The organism is Rhodopirellula baltica SH 1 (assembly GCF_000196115.1).
In the GTDB taxonomy this organism is placed as follows: domain Bacteria; phylum Planctomycetota; class Planctomycetia; order Pirellulales; family Pirellulaceae; genus Rhodopirellula; species Rhodopirellula baltica.
On record NC_005027.1, the window covers coordinates 2,015,119 to 2,036,214 of the forward strand.

The 21,096-nt window shown below is 56.1% G+C and carries 14 protein-coding genes; 7 read left to right on the forward strand and 7 right to left on the reverse strand.

What is annotated here, in order from left to right; genetic code table 11:
• Positions 1-117: 117 nt before the first annotated feature.
• Together RB_RS07695 and RB_RS07700 are read right to left on the reverse strand one after the other, a co-directional pair.
• Positions 118-702, reverse strand: a complete 585-nt coding sequence (locus RB_RS07695) for a pyroglutamyl-peptidase I (RefSeq protein ID WP_231846309.1) — start codon at positions 700-702, stop codon at positions 118-120.
• Between the two features lie 217 nt (positions 703-919).
• Positions 920-2,929, reverse strand: coding sequence for a hypothetical protein (locus RB_RS07700; protein ID WP_011119616.1), 2,010 nt, complete (start codon positions 2,927-2,929; stop codon positions 920-922).
• Positions 2,930-3,576: 647 nt separating this feature from the next.
• On the opposite strand from RB_RS07700, the gene RB_RS07705 reads away from it, so the two are divergent.
• Complete coding sequence (locus RB_RS07705) at positions 3,577-3,963, forward strand: DUF2237 family protein (protein ID WP_011119620.1); 387 nt, start codon at positions 3,577-3,579, stop codon at positions 3,961-3,963.
• A 199-nt stretch (positions 3,964-4,162) separates the two neighbouring features.
• On the opposite strand, the gene RB_RS07710 is transcribed toward RB_RS07705, so the two are convergent.
• Complete coding sequence (locus RB_RS07710; protein ID WP_164921681.1) at positions 4,163-4,597, reverse strand: secondary thiamine-phosphate synthase enzyme YjbQ; 435 nt, start codon at positions 4,595-4,597, stop codon at positions 4,163-4,165.
• 472 nt (positions 4,598-5,069) lie between these two features.
• Between RB_RS07710 and RB_RS07715 the strand changes: the two genes are divergently transcribed.
• Entirely contained in the window at positions 5,070-5,294 is a 225-nt protein-coding gene (locus tag RB_RS07715; protein ID WP_007327455.1) for a hypothetical protein, read from the forward strand.
• A 342-nt stretch (positions 5,295-5,636) separates the two neighbouring features.
• The gene (locus RB_RS07720) at positions 5,637-8,315 is read left to right on the forward strand and encodes a U32 family peptidase (RefSeq protein ID WP_164921682.1); all 2,679 of its coding nucleotides are present in this window, start codon (positions 5,637-5,639) and stop codon (positions 8,313-8,315) included.
• Positions 8,316-8,328: 13 nt separating this feature from the next.
• On the opposite strand, the gene RB_RS07725 is transcribed toward RB_RS07720, so the two are convergent.
• Together RB_RS07725 and RB_RS07730 are read right to left on the reverse strand one after the other, a co-directional pair.
• A complete protein-coding gene (locus RB_RS07725; RefSeq protein ID WP_011119624.1) occupies positions 8,329-9,819 on the reverse strand; it encodes a UdgX family uracil-DNA binding protein in 1,491 nt (496 codons plus the stop codon).
• 18 nt (positions 9,820-9,837) lie between these two features.
• Positions 9,838-11,610, reverse strand: coding sequence for a divalent metal cation transporter (locus RB_RS07730; protein WP_011119625.1), 1,773 nt, complete (start codon positions 11,608-11,610; stop codon positions 9,838-9,840).
• A gap of 310 nt (positions 11,611-11,920) precedes the next feature.
• Between RB_RS07730 and RB_RS07735 the strand changes: the two genes are divergently transcribed.
• On the forward strand, positions 11,921-16,717 hold the full coding sequence (locus RB_RS07735; RefSeq protein ID WP_164921683.1) for a PVC-type heme-binding CxxCH protein: 4,797 nt from the start codon (positions 11,921-11,923) through the stop codon (positions 16,715-16,717).
• 614 nt (positions 16,718-17,331) lie between these two features.
• Here the strand turns inward: RB_RS07735 and RB_RS07740 are convergent.
• Together RB_RS07740 and RB_RS07745 are read right to left on the reverse strand one after the other, a co-directional pair.
• Positions 17,332-18,303, reverse strand: coding sequence for an SMP-30/gluconolactonase/LRE family protein (locus tag RB_RS07740; RefSeq protein ID WP_011119630.1), 972 nt, complete (start codon positions 18,301-18,303; stop codon positions 17,332-17,334).
• 132 nt (positions 18,304-18,435) lie between these two features.
• Positions 18,436-18,693, reverse strand: coding sequence for a DUF4404 family protein (locus RB_RS07745; RefSeq protein ID WP_007327449.1), 258 nt, complete (start codon positions 18,691-18,693; stop codon positions 18,436-18,438).
• 495 nt (positions 18,694-19,188) lie between these two features.
• On the opposite strand from RB_RS07745, the gene RB_RS07750 reads away from it, so the two are divergent.
• From RB_RS07750 to RB_RS07760, 3 genes are read left to right on the forward strand one after another with little or no spacing between them, the layout of a single operon-like run.
• Positions 19,189-20,082, forward strand: a complete 894-nt coding sequence (locus RB_RS07750; protein WP_037228130.1) for a MotA/TolQ/ExbB proton channel family protein — start codon at positions 19,189-19,191, stop codon at positions 20,080-20,082.
• Positions 20,082-20,519, forward strand: a complete 438-nt coding sequence (locus RB_RS07755) for an ExbD/TolR family protein (protein ID WP_007327446.1) — start codon at positions 20,082-20,084, stop codon at positions 20,517-20,519. The genes RB_RS07750 and RB_RS07755 overlap by 1 nt, the downstream gene beginning before the upstream one ends.
• Complete coding sequence (locus RB_RS07760) at positions 20,516-21,007, forward strand: ExbD/TolR family protein (RefSeq protein ID WP_007327445.1); 492 nt, start codon at positions 20,516-20,518, stop codon at positions 21,005-21,007. Before RB_RS07755 ends, RB_RS07760 begins: the two co-directional genes overlap by 4 nt.
• Positions 21,008-21,096 lie beyond the last annotated feature (89 nt).

Genomic DNA, 21,096 nt, shown 5'->3' on the forward strand with positions numbered 1-21,096 from the left:
AATGTGCTGAACCGTGGGGGAAGATGGAGGGCTACAAAGTCACCCATCATAGTCGCTGCCCCCCACAATCGTCATCTCCCGCTGTGGCTGGCGGGCCAGATCGACGGCGGATTTTCGTCAGGTAGCCGATGCAACCAGACTCTGAATCAGAATCGCGAGTGCGGCACTGGTCATCGGCACGCTCATGCTGGGTGCATCCGAATTTTCGCGAGCGACCTGGGATGGGGCCAGAGGCACGTGCACAAACAGGGACTGAGTCCGCATGCTAAATGCCGCCGAATAATGGTGACTCAGATACAACGCGGCGTTGCAAAGATAAGTACCCGCGTGATGCGACACCGCGGCGGGAATGCCGGCGTCGCGAATTTTTTGAGCGGAAATGGCCAGCGGCAATTTCGACCGGTAAGCGGCCGGGGCGTCCGGCAAAATCTCAGCCCCATCGGTCCGGAGGTTCAATCCCACGTTTTCCAGACGCATTTGCGTCGAACCAGGGGCCTGGCCGCAGTGGATCGCAAAATCGTAGCCCGCCTGTAAATCGGCTCGCAGCCGTTCGCTCATTTTCAGCAAGTTGACCGGGTATCGCCGAGTCACCAACTCCACCGGACCGTCATACCAATGGGTCAGTTCCATCAGACTCATCCAGCTCGAATTGTCCGGCCAGCGGTCGTAGGGCTCGAAAGCCGTCAAGAGAACCTTGGTCACGTGTTGGGTCGTCCGGCGGAAATGCGAGAGAAGCGGAGCAATATTTTGGACCTGAAATCCAGGCTCAAAATGCTGAAACAGGCCCCGCAAGTATAGTTCGCTGTTCACCGTGCCGAAGTCAGAAACGCGAAAACGCCCCCGAATCAAAGCGATTCGAGGGCGTTTGGCGGTTCAGATGGTTGCGTCTGCGTTCAACGTCCGATGACGCCGTCGACGATTACCAGTTGAAGTTTGCTCCGAGGTACGCTCCGTGAAGCAACAGGCTGCTGTCGGCGTGCAGTGCACTTGCCGAGGCGACCGAGCTGTAGTCACGTGAGTAGTTGTCGGCGATGGCCAACCCGGTTGCACCGAGGACTCGGTAACCACCGCGAACCGTCCAGCAATTGCTGACGCGGACGCCGAGGCCCAGATCAAACTCACCCAAAGTCGACAACACGGTGTCGCTCGTGTTGTAGTTGATCATTTCGTCAGGCATTGCACCGAGCGAAGCGGCGACGTCCTGGGTTCCCAAGCGATGACGGAACTCAGCTTGGTTTCCGTAGACACCGAACTTACCACCAACGTTCAAGTTGACGCGGCTTCCCAAGCAGTAGATCAGTTGGCTGCCGAACTGGTAGCCGAACAAATCGTTCTCGGTTGAGGTCGTGTCGTAGATGTCGTTCATCGTGTAACCAGCTCGTCCGTCAACGTCGTAAGCGTAATCGACGCTGTCTTTGAACTGGAACCAACGAAGACCGTGGCTGGTGACGACTTGGACTTTGCCGTTGCAAGGACGAACCAAAGGTCCGGCTGCTCCGCCGTATCCATAACGTGGTCCGCATGGAGCACACTGTTGAGGTGGGCATGCACCGGTGTTGCAGCTGCCATAGCCACCATAGCTGGCTCCGCCGTAGCCGCCGACTCCGCCATATCCGCCCATTCCCATGAAGCTCTTCAGCTTGTGGCCCATGCCCATGCCGGTTCCGCAAGAAGCAGCCGAGGCACGTTGAGCACCCATCAGTCCGAAGCTGAACAGGTTGACTTCCAAACCCTGGATATCGACGTCGCGACGAGCACGGAAGCGAACTGCTTCTGCGTGTGAGTCAGTACCAGCACCACCAGGAGCAGCGTTGGCATCACCACCATCCAAGGCAGCCTGACCGGCACGGCCGTCGATGATGTCGTAGACGGTTGCATAGTCACTACCGTCGTCGACGTATCCACCCGCACCATCGATGTCCAGGCCGTTGTATGCTCCACCACCGTTGTCATACAGGTAGTTCATGACAGCACCGTTGTACTGTGGCATGCCCGAAGCACGCAGAGCACCACCACCGCCGCCTGGCGTCGCGTTCTCAGGCGTGTAGATCGGCGAGTTGTACATCTCGGAATCTGGATCCCAATTGAAGTACGTCACGCCCAAACCATACTGACCGCAACCGAGGTAGCGACCGAAGCTGAGGCTGTATCCGAGCGAGCTGTCAGGCTCGATCGAACCGATGCCCATTAGTGGCAAATAGGGTCGGGTTGGGTCTGCGTTGTCATAACGCGAAACGATGTTCCGATCCTTTCCGTTTGTGTCCATGTTGAAGAACAACAGGTCAAACGAACCGAACCATGGGAACAAAGGTGCTCGCACGGGAGCGGCTGATGGCATGCCACAAGATTGGGCGGCATACGAAGCGCCTTCCCAAGGTTGCGAAGCGGCTTGCATGTACGGGCTGGGTTGTGCACATGTCTGGCAGTCGCCGGCGGGTGCACTGCTGTACTCAACGGGTGCCGAGTAGTGCTGAACAGGAGCTGCCGAATGCTGGTGCGTCGAGTGCTGATGCACGGTCGCAGGTGGCGCAGGAGCGGAGTAGGACGGTGCTGGCTGAGCCGGAGCAGCGTGCTGTTGAATCGGAGCCGACAACTGTTCGCTGTAGGACGGAGCCGGCGTTGGAATGGATTCCGGTGGCGGCAACTGGTTGTCGTATCCCGTCGAGGCGGGTTGGAACAATTGCGGGCCGTTGTTTTGGTTGCCGAAATTATTCCACTTCGCAGGAGCTTGATAGCCGCCTGCGTTGGGTTGTTGGTAGTTCCCACCACCAAACGTTTGAACCGCTTGGGTTTGAGGAACACCTAGCTGGCTGGTTGGACCAGCGTAGGGTTGTCCGCCGTATTGACCAGGTCCGTACTGTGCCGAGGCGATCGTGCATACACCCATGGACAGGGTGGCTGCGACAGCTCGCAAGACGTTGAATTTCATCGCTGACTCCTTCTGCGTGCGCTAATGTGCTTCATTGCAACTGCCCTAGCCGAAATCGGGTCTTCCACAGAGGCGACCGACCAAGATCGAAATGACAGTCAAGTTGGACCAGTAGTTGCCGGCCCAAACAGCTGGGAGGCACTCACGAGATGTCAGTTCGATCTCAATCAGTTGAGCAAATGGTTCTGCTCGACACCCCAGCCGAAGGTTCAATACGGTGGACCTGAATTGAGAGAAGTTGGTTGACCAGACCGATCGCTCGGTTTGATCTTCCTTCCGCAACTCGAATCGTCAGAGGTGGACTCCTTTCCACGTAGCAATCCCTCAATTGGTGGCTAAGTCGCGCCGGATTCAGCGAAGAATGCGATCGACTGCTAGGAGCGTTGCAACCGGAACGCTTTGCCATTCCGAACCAAATTGACTGAACGGGACGGTTCTCGGCAGACACATCCCCCAATCGACAAACTCACCCATTTTCGCTGATCCGCCCTGTTTTCCGGGGAATTGACTGAAAACACCATTTGGGGAACTCAAACGGCCTGATCAGCGTCCCTTGATGGAAACCGATCTGAGCGACACGATTGCGGTGGTACGCTACGCGATTTCTGTCTCACCAATGCCCGTATTCATCCTGACGGATTCATCTCATGCCCACGCCAAAACGCTCTAACGCGAAGAATGTTCTGGGATCCGATCTGGCGGTTTGCAGCATGGAGCCAATGACGGGCTTCTACCGCGACGGATGTTGCAACACCGGCGGGCAGGATGTCGGTTTGCACGTCGTGTGCGCCGAAATGACGGCCGACTTCCTGGAATTCAGCCGGGCACGCGGGAATGATCTCAGCACGCCCATGCCGATGTACGAATTTCCCGGTCTAAAACCTGGCGATCGTTGGTGCCTCTGTGCCGCTCGGTGGAAAGAGGCCTACGATGCCGGAATGGCGCCAAAGGTTCACCTCGAAGCAACCCATATCTCGGCACTCGAATTCGCGTCGCTGGAAGAACTACAAGAATTCGCGACCGAATCCAATTGAGGTCACCGTCGCGTTGCGACCGACAAGTTGCAGCCGACAATCGACTGAACAGAATTGGATCAGTTGAATTGGCTTTGATCGCCTTGGTCGCGATCGATGGTTTGGACTTTTTTCTGGCAGAATCAAGCTGATCCGTCCCGGCCGAGGAAAAACCAATCGGCGTCTGCAGGACGATTACTGCTTCAGCGGCAAACGAGAACTAAGTGTCGGACCGTTTGCCTTGCAGCGTCAAAACGAGATGTCTCGAGGAGGCTCGATCGCGATGCTCGCACAGATAAATCCCCTGCCAAGTTCCCACGTTCAAGCGTCCATCTCGCACTGGAACGCTGACGCTGCTGCCCATCATCGATGCTTTCACGTGAGCGGGCATGTCATCGGGACCTTCCAAAGTGTGAACATAGGGAAGCGATTCAGGCACCGCGTGATTCATCGCCGTTTCGAAATCAACTCGCACGTCCGGATCGGCGTTTTCGTTGATCGTCAGCGATGCACTGGTGTGCCGGATAAAAACGTGCAACAACCCAACCTCGATCTCAGCCAGTTCCGGAATGGCTTGCAGAATCGGCCGCGTGACCAGGTGAAATCCGCGACGAACGGCTGGAATTGTCAGTTCACGCTGCATCCAGTACGACATTTGGGAAGCTACCAAGAGGAAGAAGAGAAATATTCTGAAACTTTTTTGCGGCTCAATCGAGTGGTGACGTTTGTACCGTTACTGAGCCGAGAACCGTTGGAACGCTTCATTCTGACGACGGAACCGGTTTCATAACAACCCGTCCAAGTGCCTTCTTGAAACCTTCATGCAGTTGTTAGGTTGGGGATAACCCCCTTGAAACCTTCATAATTCGCGAATCAGAAAGTCGATGGATTCGCGACCGGCAAACCCAGCCTCTTCGTTAGGGTCATGGATGATCGTCGCGGGACACGCCGGAATGGCTGGGAAGAGCAAGCCCCCTCCAGAATTTTCTTGACCCACGCCGTTCCACACGAATAATCCCTTCGTGTGAAATGCTTTCAGCGAACGGACTTGGTTGAAGGCGAATGTTTGTACGCGGTGTCCAGGTCGCTTGGATGGCTCCTGACCCCCTGAAGAAAATCGGAATAGTATGACTCATTGCAAAAACGTATTCGAAGCAATCTTGCGTTACGGCCACGATGAAGATTTCGTGCCAAACGAAGATGAGATGTTCACTGCGACGGATGCACCTGCAGGCAGCCAAGAGAAAATTGAAGTGCTGCGTCGTCGTGTTGAATTGGGCCAGCCCCTTTGGCACACGACTGACCGCGTTGATTACAGCGGTTTGACGGGCGCGATTCGCCCTCGCGAATAAGTTCGACCGATCGAAAATGCCAGCCCGCCCGGATAGAGGCCAGGTGCTCGCAACCATCGACTCCCACAACGAACGACCCAGAAAGCCCCGGTCTCCCGCGACCGGGGCTTTTTCGTTATCCCCTCGCTTTTCCGCCGCGAACTCCCTCGCCGCCGCTTCGACGATCACTTCGTGGCCCGCTCTGCAGGTTGATTCTGCGTGAGCCACCCTCACGCGAAGTCTGAACGAGAACCCGTCTCTGGCCGCATCGTCCTACTCACGCCGGCAATCTGATCTCGGTCGGACACCAATCAGCACCAATTCTGGTCTGGTATTTCGGTGTGTTCGGTTACACTCTCACCCATGCTCGAATCCGCCTTGCCACCCACCGCTTCCGCCCCCGAATTGCTCGCCCCCGCCGGCAATTGGGACTGTGTTCACGCCGCGATCGAAAACGGTGCGGACGCCATTTACTTCGGGCTCGACCGAGGATTCAACGCTCGTCACCGCGCCGCCAACTTTGGCGTCAATGATTTGTCGTCTTTGATGGGCAAACTGCATCTTCGCGGTGTCCGCGGCTACGTGACGCTCAACACGCTGGTCTTTCCCGATGAACTGAACGATTTGGTCGAAGTGGTCGACGCGATCGCCAGCGCCGGCGTGGACGCGGTTTTGGTTCAAGACTTTGGTGTCGCTCGAATCGTCAAAGCGATCTGTCCCGAACTGGAGATCCACGCTTCGACTCAGATGAGTTTGACCAGCGCCGAAACAATCCAGGCGGCAGAATCGCTCGGGTTGTCACGGGTGGTCGTGGCTCGCGAATTGTCGATCGGCGAAATCAAACAGATTCGTTCCAAAACGGACATGCCCATCGAGGCCTTCATTCACGGAGCTCTTTGTGTCGCCTACAGCGGCCAATGTCTGACCAGCGAATCACTTGGCGGACGAAGCGCAAACCGTGGGCAGTGTGCGCAGGCTTGCCGGTTGCCTTACGACTTGGTGTGCGATGGAATCGATCAAGAACTCGGCAATGTTCGCTACCTGCTCAGTCCGCAAGATTTGGCGGGCTACGCAGCGATCCCGGACATGATCGAAGCGGGCGTCAACAGCCTGAAAATCGAAGGCCGTTTAAAAACGCCAGAGTACGTCGCCAACATCACCGGCCACTACCGCCGAGCGATCGATCAGGCCATCAAGGATGGCACCGTGAACCTCGGCGACGACGCTCGACACGAGATGGAACTGTCGTTCTCTCGTGGCTTCACACCAGGATGGCTCGAGGGCAATGACCACAAGCGATTGGTGCCCGGAGTTCGATCCGCCAAACAAGGCATCGTGCTGGGCGAGATCCGTGCCATCGGTCGCGATTCGATCTTGGTCGATGTTCAAGCCGCAGTCGCACTCGGCGATGGTTTGGCGATTGAGTCCGAGGTGGATCCCAACAGCACCCAAACCTTTGACAGTGGGTTCGCTGACAATCACCAGGGCGGTCGAATCTACTCGCTGCGAATCGACAGTGAATCCGCGGGAAGTCCGCGTCAAAAAAGCGAAGCAAAATTGCCCGAACAGTCTTCGCTGAGTCCCTGGGAATTGGCCCGCCAGCGACAACAGGCAGAAGGTCAAGCTTCGGGGGAAAAGCTCAAGAAAGTTGAAACGAATCAAACGGTTTGGATCGGATTCGGTCGAGACGAAATCGATTTTTCGCGAATCGAAATTGGTGCGACGGTTTTTAAGAACGATGATCCTCAACTGAACAAACGCCTGGCGGCTACCTTCGGCGGCAAGCCACGTCGTACGCGGCCCATCAATCTGCACGTTGTGGCTCATGTCGGAAGTCCCGTCGAAGTCCATGCGACGCTGGGCAACGGGGACCACGCGACAACCGAAAGCATCATCGGCGAAGATGACTTGGCCGTCGCCAACAAGCATGCCATCACCGATGAAGTCTTGGCAGACAAACTCGGACGACTCGGCGGGTCTCCGTTCCATCTCGGACGACTGACCAGCGACCTGAGTGGCGGCCCCATGGTTCCGCTCGGGGTTCTCAATCAGCTTCGACGCGAATTGGTGGAGAAACTCGAAGACCAATTGCATGCACCACCCCGGCGAACCGTTCGTCTATCAGCGGGCCGTGCATTGGTGACTCCAATTGCGAAAGAAACCGCGGCCTCCGATTTGCCATCGCCGCAGCTGTCAGTCCTGTGCCGGACGATCGATCAGGTACGCGGTGCGATCGCCGCGTCGGCGGAACGAATCTACGCCGATTTCCACGATCCACGCGATCACAAAGCCGCGATTGCTCTGGGCGCGGAGCACAACGCGAATGTCTGGATCGCGTCGCTACGAATTCAGAAGCCCGGCGAAATGGGATTGCTGAAACAGATTCTTAAACAAGGTCCGATGGGCTTGTTGGCTCGAAATTTAGCGGCGGTACGAATGGGCCTCGAAGCCGGCATTCCAACGATTGCCGACTTTTCGCTGAATGTCGCGAATCATCGTTCCGCGGAATGGTTGATCGACCAAGGCGTTCAGAGAGTCACCGCGTCATACGATTTGAATGCCGACCAATTGGATCAACTGGTCAGCTCGATGCCGGCCGAATGGTTGGAACTGGTTCTTCACCAACACATGCCAATGTTCCACATGGAGCACTGTGTGTTCTGCAGCGTGCTTTCACCGGGCACCAACAAAACCAATTGTGGTCGCCCATGCGATCGACATGTCGTGCAGCTACGAGACCGCGTGGGCAAGCTTCACGTGTTACAGGCCGACATCGCTTGCCGAAACACGTTGTTCAATGCGACACCTCAGAGCGGGGCGGAGATTGTTGGCAACATGGTGGCTCGCGGAGTCGGTTCGTTCCGAGTCGAACTGCTGAGCGAGAACGAGACGGAAGCGAAATCGATGCTGACTTTGTATCGTCGTCTCTTGTTGGGCGAGATCCCCGGCCAGGATGTTTGGCGATCGTTGTCCGCCGAAAACCGAGTTGGTGTCACTCGCGGCACTTTGGAAGCCAAACGCAACCCATTGGCAATCCTCTAGTCGCAGTGCATCGTCACGGTAACATCCGGTAGTGCTCCGCCGCGAAGTGCAGGTCATCCAAGAACGCTTGCCGCATCGTCTCGCGAGTCGCCTCGTTGGGCACTCTCAATATTGCCGATGGGTGATACGTCGCGATTGTCCATTTGGCATGATCCGACCGTTGCACCTGACCGCGTGACTTCAGCAATCGGAAGCCGGGACCGAGCAGAACTCCCGCCGCGGTCGCTCCAAGAGCCACGACCATCTTCGGCCGAATCACGTCCAGCTCAGCTTCCAACCAAGGCCGGCACGCCGCGACTTCTCTGGCGGCCGGTTTGACATGCAGCCGACGCTTGCCCGTCGGTTTGAACTTGAAATGTTTGACCGAATTGGTGATGTACAGCTCCGCCGGATCCAACCCAACGTCGTTCAATGTTTCTCGAAGCAACTGACCGGCCGGTCCGACAAAAGGTTCACCTGCCAAGTCTTCACGATCACCGGGTTGCTCGCCCACCAACACCAATTTCGCATTGGGATTGCCCACACCAAACACGGTCTGCGTGGCTGGTCCGTGCAAGTCGCATCCCTGGCACACCGCCGCCGCTTCACGCAAACGAGCGATGGATTGAGATGACTCGCCGGTCGAGACTTCGGGCAGGAACGGTCGAGCCGAGACACCGCCTTCCGCATGCCGGATCATCGTTTCGACGCGTGTCGGTGCGTTGCGAACCAAATCGTCGATCAACGCTGTTTCGGGCATTGTTGCCCAGTGTTTCTTGGGCATTTCCGCACGCATCGCATTCAGCTTGATGCGAGCCGGATTGAAGATGTTCGCGTAGTACGTCTTCCAAACCTCTTCTAATTCGTCCGCTTCGGGTGCGTCGCTGCGAGGAGCCCCATCGCCCATTGTCAGCTTCTTCCCATCCCAAATCGCGGACTCATCCGGCGTCAAGATTGCCCAACGCATCACGTCGAAACGACGTGCGAAGAAATCGGCAACCAATTCCAACGTGTAATGATCAGAACGGTGCCATGCGACAAAGCGTTTCCCTTCCGCGTCTTCAATCTCGCGAAAACGGACGAACGCCTTCATCTTGTGAGCGTCGCGACTGACGGATTTTTCCAATTTCGTCGCGGTGTGAACATCTCGATCTGCGGCGTTGGTCAGCAAGTGCTTTTCACCACCGGTAATCCGCCACAGCAACCGGTACAGCAATTCCCAGCGACCAGGCGAGCGATGACACGAAACATGGCGTGCCAGATTTAAAAACGCCTTGGGGACGCGAAACGGCGACGAAAAACCGGCCGCGTGTTGACCTTCAGCTTCGGCGGACGGTTCGCCGACGACTGGCTCGACGTCGGCCGAACCGAAAAGATCAGATTGCTTTCGCCCCGATTTCGACCGTCCATCAATCCAGTGAATTGTTTCCGGAGCGGCGCCGCTGATTAGCAACCGCCGCGACGTCACTCGCCAATCATCCCACCGCGTCGCCCGAACACTCAAACATTCTTCGGACGCGGTCATGGAATCTCGACGTTGGAATCAAGTGGTACGGGGAGTCTTCTTTTTCAAAGCGAATCCCAACGCCACCGCGATTGCATACGCCACCCAAATGAATGCGACGATGCGGAACGAAAGCGGATCGGGTGCCATGTATTTTTCGTAAAGGGCAACCCCAGCGGACGCGGTCGCACCAATGACAGCCAATCCCATGAACACGTTCCAGCCAAGACGATGGCCGCCTGTTGGACGATCATCGCCCAAGATTTCGCGGCTATTCATCATCAAAAAGAACGTGAAATATGCGATCGGCAACAACATGACAGCAAAGGTGCTGGCAAGGATCGCTAACCAGAACTTTTTGTCGGGATCCGTCCACAACTCGACCCAGCTCGCCCCGGAGGCACCAGCGATCAACACGCCGACAATGAAGATGGTCTGGCTGTTCGGACGCCCAAACATTTCGCGAATCGCGTAGCCGTTGATCAGCATGAGGATGATGATCGTCGAGAATCCCATCCCGAAGACTCCCAGCCCGAAGATCAGCTTGGCTCGTTCGGCACCCAACAAAGGAGCCAGCGTTTGCGAAAGTTCAAAAGCATTTCGTTTGACCAAAGCCGCCGCCAAGAGCTTTTCGTCTTTTGGGAGATCGGCCATCATCTGCAGCTTGGTCGCTTCATCGGTTGATTCAGCATCGGCACCCAGGGTCGAATCGACTCGTGCGGTCAGATCGCCTTTCACCTTTTCAAACAACGGCGACGTTTGCATCACAGCCACGTCTGACGATGCCAATTGATCGTCAATTTTATTGTGGAAAGACGACGCCGAGGCAATCACAACGCAGCTGGTCACCAGCACGAATGGAATCGCCATGCCGGTCGACAAGTCAAATCGAGCCAATCCGCGGAAGGTTTTGTCCCATCCGCGAGCAAGCATCGAATAGGGAAGCAAGAAGGTCATGTTGATGCCGACCGCTGTCGCGATCGCCGAAATCATGACGCTGCGTTGTGTTCCCATCAGCCGCCCAGTCCAGAACGAACTGGCTTCCGGAGACAAATTCGCAACCGATTCGCGAAGGTCGCCCGCGGGACGAACAAACTGAGTTAAGTCAGGAATCAATCCTGCGAAGATGCTGGCAAAATTGAGTTGGCCTTTCGCCAACAGAAGGATCGCGACGCCAAAGAAGCAAATCACGACCATCCCGATGAGCGTTTTCAGGAAGATGTCAAATACCTTCGCAGCGCGACCTTGTTTGGTGTTCAGCAACACAATGAACCCAGCGGCGAAGAACAACACCATCGTCACCGCCCAGCGGACGCCGCGGGAATCGCCCAGGCCTTCGCCACCGCCCAGAGACAATAAGTTTTTGTCCAGAGCGTCGTAGCACAGGCTGAACTGCGGCATGCAAAAAATCATGTTCGCGAGCACGGTCGCGATGATCCATCCCCAACCCAAAGCCGGGTTGATCTCGTTGTTGATCGCTTCGAATGGCCGGCGCCCGGTCGAAAGCGTCACGTAGCTGATCGCCGACAACATCACGACGCCGAGAACGATCGCGACCAGCTGCAACCACAGCATGCTGGTTCCGCCCATCACTCCCAAGAACAACGACCCAGCCAATGAGCCGCCACCCAGCGTGATCGCGGATTGCAACCATCCCGGACCGGAGAGTTTGATGTACGTGCCAAGCGTTTTGCCTTCGGCTTGTGCTTTTTGCAGCATCGCACGATCGGCGAGAACTTTGTCGCTGACAACGGCTTCACCACCAGTCAGTGGATTGGCTTCGACATTGGAAGATGGATTCGATTCAGACATGCGCGGTCACGAGGCGGGCGGGGAGGTAGGAAACTGGCAAGATAATACCAGCCTCGAAACGCACGTCGTTACCCCCTAGCGGCTCAGAATCAGTCATACTGGCAAAGAACCATAGAATCGAGCTTCGGATTCTGACGGTTGCCCTTCCAGATTCCCCCGCCTGATCCCTTGATCACGTCCCAGTTTGACAAACTGGCGGCACGCCGGCTTTCCCGGCCAACGATTCACACCTCCGTTTGATTCACCGCCTCGATTGACGCGGTCCTGCCTGACAATCCGCCTTCCCCGCTTCCCCACCGGTTTTTTTGTCATGAATCTGTTCGCGTCCCTGGAACGTCCCGTTTCAATGGCCACGGCGGCCTTTCTGAGCTTCGTCACGTTGGTGTTTGGCCTGAATACGACGCATGCGGTCGCACAAACGCCTCAATCCGAACTCGAATACACCGACGTCGGCTGGGAATCTCAGCAGATCACGGATCAGTTTTACGCCGAGGGTTCCGCGGTCGGCGACCTCAACGGTGATGGGATCAACGATCTGGTCTACGGTCCGGTCTGGTACGAAGGTCCTGACTACCAAACCCGACATGAATTGGCGGAAGCCAAAGTGGTTTCAGTGATGGCTTATAGCCAACACTTCTTTTCGCACGTATGCGACGTCAACGCTGACGGAAAGCTCGACGTGATCTCGGTCGGATTCCCTGGTCGACAAGCCACCCTGTACACCAATCCAGGCAAAACGAACGCGAGCCAGTCCGAGCAGTTTTGGCCGGCCCACACAATTGCACCTCGCGTATCGAACGAGTCACCTGCCTGGGTCGATTTGATTCCGGGCGGACTTCCGGAACTCGTTTGCGCCCGAGATCGAGCCTACGGGTACTACACCGCGGACTCATTGGACGATCCCACACAACCATGGCAATGGATTGCTGTCTCAGAACCGGGAACCGCGTTGGAACCCTTTGGTCATGGTTTGGGTGTTGGCGACATTGACGGCGATGGCAATCAAGACATCATCGATCGCCAGCATTGGTGGAGACAACCGGATTCCGCCCTCGTCGAGTCGACCGGCACAGCCGACTCAAAACCATTGTGGCAACGGCAATCCTGGATCGCTCAACCGTTTGGTGGCGGTGGTGCTCAGATGCACGTACACGATTTCGATGGTGACGGCGACTCCGATCTGGTTACCTCTGAAAATGCACACGGTTATGGCCTGGCCTGGTTCGAGCAAACTCGCCCCGGTCAGTTCGTCCAGCATCAAATCAGCGGCGAATCATCGATGCAAAACCCACATGGGTATGCAACATCGCAAATGCACGCGGTGGAAACGATCGATGTCGACGGAGATGGTCGACGTGACATCGTCACCGGCAAACGCTACTACGCCCACGGAGGAAAAGACGCTGGTGGATTGCAGGCTCCCCTGGTCGTCTGGTTCCGCAATGTGAAAAGCGACCAGCCTGGTGGACTCGAATTCGTTCCGCATGTCATCCATGAAACATCTGGAGTGGGAGTCGAAGTCGTCACATCGGACATCAACGGAGATGGCTTGGTCGATGTTCTGACGGGCAACAAACGAGGTTTGACGGTCCACATTCAAACCGACCTGAGTGATGTTCCGCTCGCGAAACGCCGGCACGTCGCGGAACGCTGGCGAACTTCCAAACGACCGCAAGACGAATACGCGATTGGATTGAGCCCATCCGAATCAGCCAAACACATGGATGTGCCGGATGGGTTCGAGGTCGATGTTGTCGCGAGCGAACCGGATTTAGTGCAACCCATCGCCATGTGCTTCGATGATCGCGGGCGGATTTGGATGATCGAAGGCAACACGTATCCGACCAAGGCTCCCGATGGTGAAGGAAAGGATCGAATCTTGATCCTGGAAGATTCCGACGGCGATGGTTCATTTGAGACGAAAAAGGTTTTTGCCGATGGCGTGAACCTAGCCAGTGGAATCGAAGTCGGATTTGGCGGCGTTTGGATTGGTGCCGCTCCAGAATTGTTTTTTTATCCCGATAACAATCGCGATGATGTGCCCGATGCGGAACCAACGGTGCTATTGGATGGCTGGGGGTACCAAGACACTCACGAAACCCTCAACAGTTTCACCTGGGGCATGGACGGATGGCTGTATGGTTGCCACGGCGTGTTCACCCATTCCAACGTTGGAAAACCAGGAACGCCCAAAAAGGACCGGACTCCGCTGAACGCCGGCGTGTGGCGGTACCATCCGGTGCGACATGAATTCGAAGTCTACGCTCACGGAACCAGCAACCCCTGGGGAGTCGACTTCAACGAGAACGGCGATTGGTTTGTCAGTGCTTGCGTCATTCCACACTTGTTTCATCTGTCGCAAGGTGGTCGTTACTTCCGACAAGCCGGCCAACATTTCAATCCACATACATACGACGACATCAAAACTATCGCCGATCACCTGCACTACGGTGATGGCACGTTTCAATCGGCGAACTCAGCGAACAGGGTCGACCGAGATTTGGTCCGGCGAACCGCGGCGACGACATCGATGGTCGGCGGAGGCCATGCTCACGCTGGTCTGACGATCTATCAAGCCGACGATTTCCCCGCACATTACCGCGGCGAGTTGTTCTTCCACAATTTGCACGGCCATCGAATCGTGCGTGAACATCTGGAAACGGAAGGTTCCGGTTTCTTGGGCCGGCACCGCCCGGACTTCATGATGTCCAACGATCATGAACAAATAGGGGTGGGAATCATGCAAGGTCCCGACGGTGCCCTCTACACATCGGACTGGCACGACGACCAAACCTGCCACCACCGCGACCACGAGATCTGGGACCGCACCAACGGCCGTCTGTTCCGGATCCGGTACGGCGATCTTCGACCTTATCGCTTCGATCTATCGAAGTTGTCCGACGACCAGCTCGTACAAAACCTCACCCACGCAAACGCGTACTTCGTCCGCCAGTCTCAGCGAATTTTGCAGGAGCGAACTGCTTCTGGGGAACTCAACCGGAACAAAGTCGCCGAAGCTCTGACTGCATTGATTCAGTCGGACGCACCGAGGCGTTCGCGGCTGCAAGCCGTCTGGACCGCATGGACATCGGGACTACTTCCAGTCGAAGGCGAGCAGCACGTCGCCCCCAATTTTGTCCAAACGGATCTCAGTTCACTGCTGGATGACAGCGATCCAATCATCCGTGGCTGGGCGATGCAGTTGATTGGAGAACATCGTCAATCATTGTCCTCCGGTTTGCTCGCGAAGCTGGAAGAGATGTCGGCCGGCGAGCCGTCGCCTGTCACACGTCGCTATCTCGCGTCGTTGTTGCAACGCATTCCCGAGAATCAACGACTCGGCATCGCTCGCGGATTGCTTCGACACACCGTCGACCAAAACGATCGCAATTTGCCTTGGTTGATCTGGTACGGAATCGAACCGGTGGTTGATACCGATGCCGAGGGAGTGATGAGTTTGGTTTCCAACAGCAACTGGAATCAACTGCAACGATTCGTGACTCGACGAACCGCTACTACACCCGAAGGAAGACAGGCGTTGGTGGGATCGATCGCAAAGCAAATCGAGAAGTTGCCAGAAGACTCTGCCATCAACAACCAGTTTGATTGGATGCTAGAAGAACTGTTGCAATCCGCTCGCAGTCGTGGCGGAGTTGCGATGCCCGCAGCATGGCCAAGGGTTTCGGGAATGCTTCGCAAGAAGGCATCCGCCCCCAGCACCAAAGATCTCGTTGGTGCTCTCGCTATCGAATTCGGCGATGCATCTGCTCTGCCCGAACTACGCACGATCCTCGCGAAAACGGATGAAGCGACCACCTCTCGATTGGACGCGTTGCGATTGCTCACCCAAGCCAAAGATCCCGAACTCGGTCAGTTGCTGCTCTCACTGATCGACGATCGTGACATCGGTGCTCATGCTGTTCGAGGGCTCGCACCATTCGACTCACCCGAGATCGCATCCACGCTGATCAAACGGTTCAACGATTGGTCACCACAAAAGCAATCCGATGCCCTGGCAACATTGACTTCGCGAACCGGATCGGCCATGGAACTGATCCGTGCGATGGAAGAAGGCGTCATCCCACCGACCATCGTCCCCGCCTACGCAATTCGCAACGTGCTGTCTTTGCCATTCGAGGACGACACCGCTCGCGAACGCCTGGAAGCCGCATGGGGACGGATTGGTTCGACGAGTGAGCAAGCCAAGCAATTGCATGCCAAATATTCCGCCTTGCTAACTCCCAAAACATTGGCATCCGCGAATCGGTCCGAAGGCAAAAAGCTGTACGAAGCAAATTGCGGTAAATGCCATCGGCTGTTTGGCGAAGGCGAACCGATCGGGCCCGATCTGACAGGTGCCAACCGCAGCGACGTCAACTATTGGCTGGAGAATATCCTCCAGCCCAACGCCGTCATTGGCAACGCCTATCAAATGACATCGTTCTTGATGGACGATGGCCGTGTGGTTTCCGGATTGATTCGCTCACGCAACGAAGACGCGGTCACCGTGCAGACGACTTCCGAAATCATCGTGCTATCACTTGATGAAGTCGAAGTTGAAAAGCTTTCTGAGACGTCGTTGATGCCGGAAGGACAACTGGAGCCAATGAAGCCAAATCAAATTCGCGATTTGTTTGGCTACCTCATGAGCCCCGGGCCATCCTTCGCTCGTGAATGGGCGGTAGAAGCGGAGAGTCTTCTCGAGACTGCGGTTGTTTCGGGCGGGAAAGTTCAAAACCAAAACATGAAACCGTTCCACGACCAATGGTCCGCGGACAATCAACTGTGGTGGACCGGCGGCAAAGTTGGTTCAACATTAACGTTGAATGTACCGCACAACATCAACGGTCCTGCCGAAGTTCAAATGCACTTCACCGGTGCGGTCGACTACGCACAGCTATCGCTGAAAATCAATGACGCGGATGAGCAACAGTTCGATGGTTATTCACCGGACGTACGAGTCTTGCCTGCTATCACGTGGGATCGAGTGGAACTGAAGACCGACGAACCTTTGACTATCGAAATCAAGATCACGGGCAAGCACGAGAAGGCGATCGCACGTTGGATGGCCGGAATCGACAGTGTTTCCATACGCCCCCTGCCGTGACCGTGGCCCCCGGGTCCCCAGGGTCCCCAAATCAGCCGCAGGCCGTTAGGCCCGGATCTCACCCCGACATCCCAACCGGCCTAACATTCCAATCAATTACGAACTCACGCCAACCGCGGCTAACGCCCAATGGCGTTTACTTTACAAATTCACCCTCCCCCTGGGAGGGTCGAGCGAAGCGAGGGGAGGGCTACACACCGGGTTCTAGGTTCGCCCTCCCCGGCCCGAAGCGGGCCGCCCCTCCCTGAGGGAGGGTGAAGTAAGTGCCATTCGGCTAACGCCGTGCGGCTCATACCAGCACCCACATCAGCCGCAGGCCGTTAGGCCCGGTTCCCACTCCGACGTCCCAACCGGCCCAACACTCCGACCAATCGCGAGCTCGCTTCCGACGCACCAACCGCGGCTAACGCCGTGCGGCTCATTACCAGCATCCACATCAGCCGATGGCCGTTAGGCCCGGTTCTCACACCGACATCCCAACCAGCCCAACACTCCGACCAAACACGAGCTCACTCCCGCCACACCAACCGCGGTTAACGCCGTGCGGCTCAATTGGCGGTGCCAATCGGTCTGCATCTCACTGGTCAAACTCGTTACCGGTCGACGAACAACGTTCAAACAGGCCAGACAGTTCGCTCGAACGATTCGTCGGCGGCGACGTCCGTTTCACCGAGGAACAGTTGTCCCGCGTTTGGACATTTGGATTGATCTTCAGCGCTGAAGTTTTCGATAGCGGTGGTGATCACCAACTTCAGTTTGCCTTCGTGAGGTACCAAGGCCGGACAAGTGTTCTGAGGTGACCCAGGAGTCTGCCAAATCGTTCGTAGTTCTCCGGTCGCCAAGTCATAAAGTCGTGTCTCGCCGTGTTCCGCCACACCGGGATGGAAGATCGCGACGATGATTCCTTTGCCATCAGGTGTCAAAATAGCTCCGTCAGGAACTCCGGGATCATCAGTCAAATCCAAGACCACGCGAGCCTCGCCAATGGTGCCCGCTTCGATGTCCAACGGATACTCGACGACTTTTCGAGTGGGTGAATCAATGTCCAACAAAAACAGTTTGCCGGAATCGTCCCTGCGGATCATCTTGCCGTTGCTGCAAATCTGATCGTCTCGAAGGCGAATCAGCTTTTTGTCGCTTCCCCGATACAAATACAACCCGGCCTTTTTCTCTGCGAATTCTAAATCCTTCGTTCCGAAGATCAGGTTGTCATCAATCGCCAATCCATCGTTGATGATCGTGTTGGTCACGTCGCTATCAACACCATCGAAGAATGGTGTCCACTCGCCCGAGTTGATGTCAAAAATACCGAGCGAACGCTCCACTCCAGCAACAAACTTGCCCGCTGTTCGACATTGAAACGCGAATCCGGGACGACCGGGCAAGTCATGCGACTGGTTGGTTTGCGTCGCCAAGTCCAACACATTGATACTGCCATGTAACACGTCGGCACCGTGTTGGATTCCCACCCATGACAGCTTTCCATCCGCAACCATCGCCATCGGTCCTTCGGGTAGGAAACGCAAGGCATCGTTGTCGGGAACGTTCAGTGGGCTGGCGATGCGGACTTCGGGTGCAGACGACATATCGATTCAGGCTTGCGAGAGAACAGGGATGAAAGCGACGGATTGTAGGACCGCACGGTGAGTTCAACCACCATCGGCAAAGCACTGCTACCGAGCATTTGGCTTACACACACCAGGCAATCTTCTGGGCTCTCAGATTCCCATTTGAGACAGCATGTCGGCGACGCGGCCAGCGTTTTCCGTCAGCACCGGATGCGACTCGCGAAAGTGTTCGACTTGTTTTTGCCATCGTTCGGCCAAGGTCGCTGAGTTGACGTCTTGCTCGTCCAAAGTCTCTCGAATCTCATCGAGTTCGGCTTTCAAACGAGCGATCTCGGCTGGGTCCAGGTCATCGATGTCAGCGAGTTGCTCATGAAGGCGAGCAATCGTGGCGTCCAATTCACTTCTCATGAGCGTGGGTCTCAGTCTAAAAAAGGGGGTGATCGAAAACGCCGCGTTGAGTTGCACGGTGATGCGCTGCGTAATCGCCACCGAACGAGATCGCTCGTACGAGGTGCGAAGCAGACTGCATACGAACTGGCGGACGCAGGGCCGACAGCATCAAAGTTCCCACACCAGTGAGAACAAACACGGTCTTCGATCGTTATTGTATCGTTCGCAACTCCACTTCGCGGAAGTGGACATCACGCGAACATCTGACGTCCGTTGGTACCCGGCTTTCAATTCCGAACCGTTCCCTCGTGACAACCCTCCACCGAATGGGCCCTATGTAACGGCCCACCAATTGGAAGTTGAATCGATTCACCGGAATGAACCGACCAATCCGAACATCCGACAGTGTTTTGGGAGCACAAACCGCCGCAGGGGTGGTGCGACGGGCGTCAGCGTGGATTATTCTGAGTCAAACCCACTCGACTTTTCTCTCCTCCCGTGGTTGTTCCGTCCATGATGCGTCTTGCTGAACCGTTGGCTTCTCGAACTTGGCTCTTCACGGTGGGGATTGTTCTCGCATCTTTGGTTTTTGCTGGGTCGTCTTTCTCGCCCACGTTTGCACAAGATGATGCGATGGCTGAGTTCGGCGACGATCCCGTCGACGAAGCTCCCGCCGAACCCGCTGGGGCAGGTGCTGCTGAGCAACCTGCCGGTGATGCGGCAGGCAACGGGAACGCCGGCAACTCGCAGCCACCCGCGACCGATCAATCCTTGTTGGAATGGGTCTTCGAATCACTCGGTGTCGCCTACCTGATCGTCTTCTTGGCCTTGTCCGTGACGCTGGTCTCGCTCTTCGTGATGAACATGTTGGCCGCTCGCCGCGACACGCTCTGCCCGACCGAGCTGGTGGAAGAGTTCAGTCAGCGACTCGCCGCGAATGACAATCAAGGTGCCTACGACCTGGCAAAAGCCGACGAATCAGTGCTTGGACAAGTCTTGGCGGCGGGTTTGGCAAAGGTCAGCAAGGGATACAACAAAGCTCTCGAAGCAATGCAGGAAGTCGGCGAAGAGGAAAGCATGAAGCTCGAACACCGACTGAGCTACATGGCTTTGATCGGTAACCTGTCGCCCATGATTGGATTGTTCGGAACGGTTCAAGGGATGATTTCATCTTTCCAAGTCATTGCTTTGGGTGGCTCCACTCCCAAACCATCTGATCTGGCGGCTGGTATCTCGACCGCTCTTTTCACCACGCTCGTCGGTCTCGCCGTCGCCATCCCCGCGATCGCGGCCTACAACATTCTTCGCAACCGCGTCGCTCGCCTGCTCCTTGAAGTGGGCGTGGAAAGCGAAAACCTGATGAGCAAATTTGAAGACATGTCGCCCAAGTCAGGAGCCCGTGGCTGATGCGAGTCAAACGCACCGAAGTCGACATGGCGGAAGGTGACATGACACCCATGATCGACATGACGTTTCAGTTGATCGCCTTTTTCATGGTGTTGATCAACTTCGCTCAAACCGAGGCCAACGACAACGTCGTGTTGCCAAACAGCCGTTTGGTGAAGCCACCTGAAGTCGCGCTCGAGTTTCCTATCATTCTGCACGTCGGAGCCGATGGCCGAGTTTTCCTGGGCGGTGATGATTACACCGCTGAAACATTACGAATTGGTCTGGACCGTGAACTGGCGGTCATTCGTGCCGAAGGCAAAGCGGTCAGCGACGCCAACGTGATCATCCGAGGACACAAGGACGTTGCGGCGGGCGAGGTTCAAGAGATCATCCGCGTTTGCCAAGATTCCAAGCTGGAAAACTTTGCTCTGCGCGTCAAAGAGGATCGCTCATGAAAATTCGCAACCGCGAAACCAGCCAGGGCACTGAGCTGAACATGACCAGCATGATTGACATTGTCTTTCTGCTGCTAATCTTCTTTGTGATGACGTTCAAAATTGTCGAGATGGAAGGCGACTTCAGCATCAAAATGCCGTTGGCAGGCGATGGCAGCGGTGCGTTGGATACGACGGAATTGCCTTTGAAGCTGCGTCTTCGCTCCGACGCGGCTGGGTCACTCGCTGGGATCGAGCTGAACGATATTCAAATGGGTAACGACGCGACCAGCTTCGACAAATTGCGAGCCAACGTGATTGGTTTGATCGGCACATCGACTCCCATGGAAGTGGAAGCGGGCGAGGGTCCCGAAATCGAAATCGACACCGACTACAACCTGCGGTACGAATATGTCATTCGTGCCATCACCGCGGTCAGTGGTTACAAAGACGGCGATCAGGTGGTCAAATTGATCGAGAAGATCAAATTTGCCAAACCGAGACGCTGATCCGTGGTTGGCGAAGGAAACGACGGGAAATTGTTGGCTGGCCGTACCGGCTGGTGCATCGCGCCGCTGCTGCGTGCGACCGGCACCTG

Coding starts and splice junctions, on each gene's coding strand:
- RB_RS07720 (WP_164921682.1), top strand. CDS start 5,637: ATGCTCGAATCCGCCTTGCCACCCACCGCTTCCGCCCCCGAATTGCTC.
- RB_RS07700 (WP_011119616.1), bottom strand. CDS start 2,929: ATGAAATTCAACGTCTTGCGAGCTGTCGCAGCCACCCTGTCCATGGGT.
- RB_RS07735 (WP_164921683.1), top strand. CDS start 11,921: ATGAATCTGTTCGCGTCCCTGGAACGTCCCGTTTCAATGGCCACGGCG.
- RB_RS07705 (WP_011119620.1), top strand. CDS start 3,577: ATGCCCACGCCAAAACGCTCTAACGCGAAGAATGTTCTGGGATCCGAT.
- RB_RS07715 (WP_007327455.1), top strand. CDS start 5,070: ATGACTCATTGCAAAAACGTATTCGAAGCAATCTTGCGTTACGGCCAC.
- RB_RS07760 (WP_007327445.1), top strand. CDS start 20,516: ATGAAAATTCGCAACCGCGAAACCAGCCAGGGCACTGAGCTGAACATG.
- RB_RS07710 (WP_164921681.1), bottom strand. CDS start 4,597: ATGTCGTACTGGATGCAGCGTGAACTGACAATTCCAGCCGTTCGTCGC.
- RB_RS07725 (WP_011119624.1), bottom strand. CDS start 9,819: ATGACCGCGTCCGAAGAATGTTTGAGTGTTCGGGCGACGCGGTGGGAT.
- RB_RS07755 (WP_007327446.1), top strand. CDS start 20,082: ATGCGAGTCAAACGCACCGAAGTCGACATGGCGGAAGGTGACATGACA.
- RB_RS07740 (WP_011119630.1), bottom strand. CDS start 18,303: ATGTCGTCTGCACCCGAAGTCCGCATCGCCAGCCCACTGAACGTTCCC.
- RB_RS07730 (WP_011119625.1), bottom strand. CDS start 11,610: ATGTCTGAATCGAATCCATCTTCCAATGTCGAAGCCAATCCACTGACT.
- RB_RS07750 (WP_037228130.1), top strand. CDS start 19,189: ATGATGCGTCTTGCTGAACCGTTGGCTTCTCGAACTTGGCTCTTCACG.
- RB_RS07745 (WP_007327449.1), bottom strand. CDS start 18,693: ATGAGAAGTGAATTGGACGCCACGATTGCTCGCCTTCATGAGCAACTC.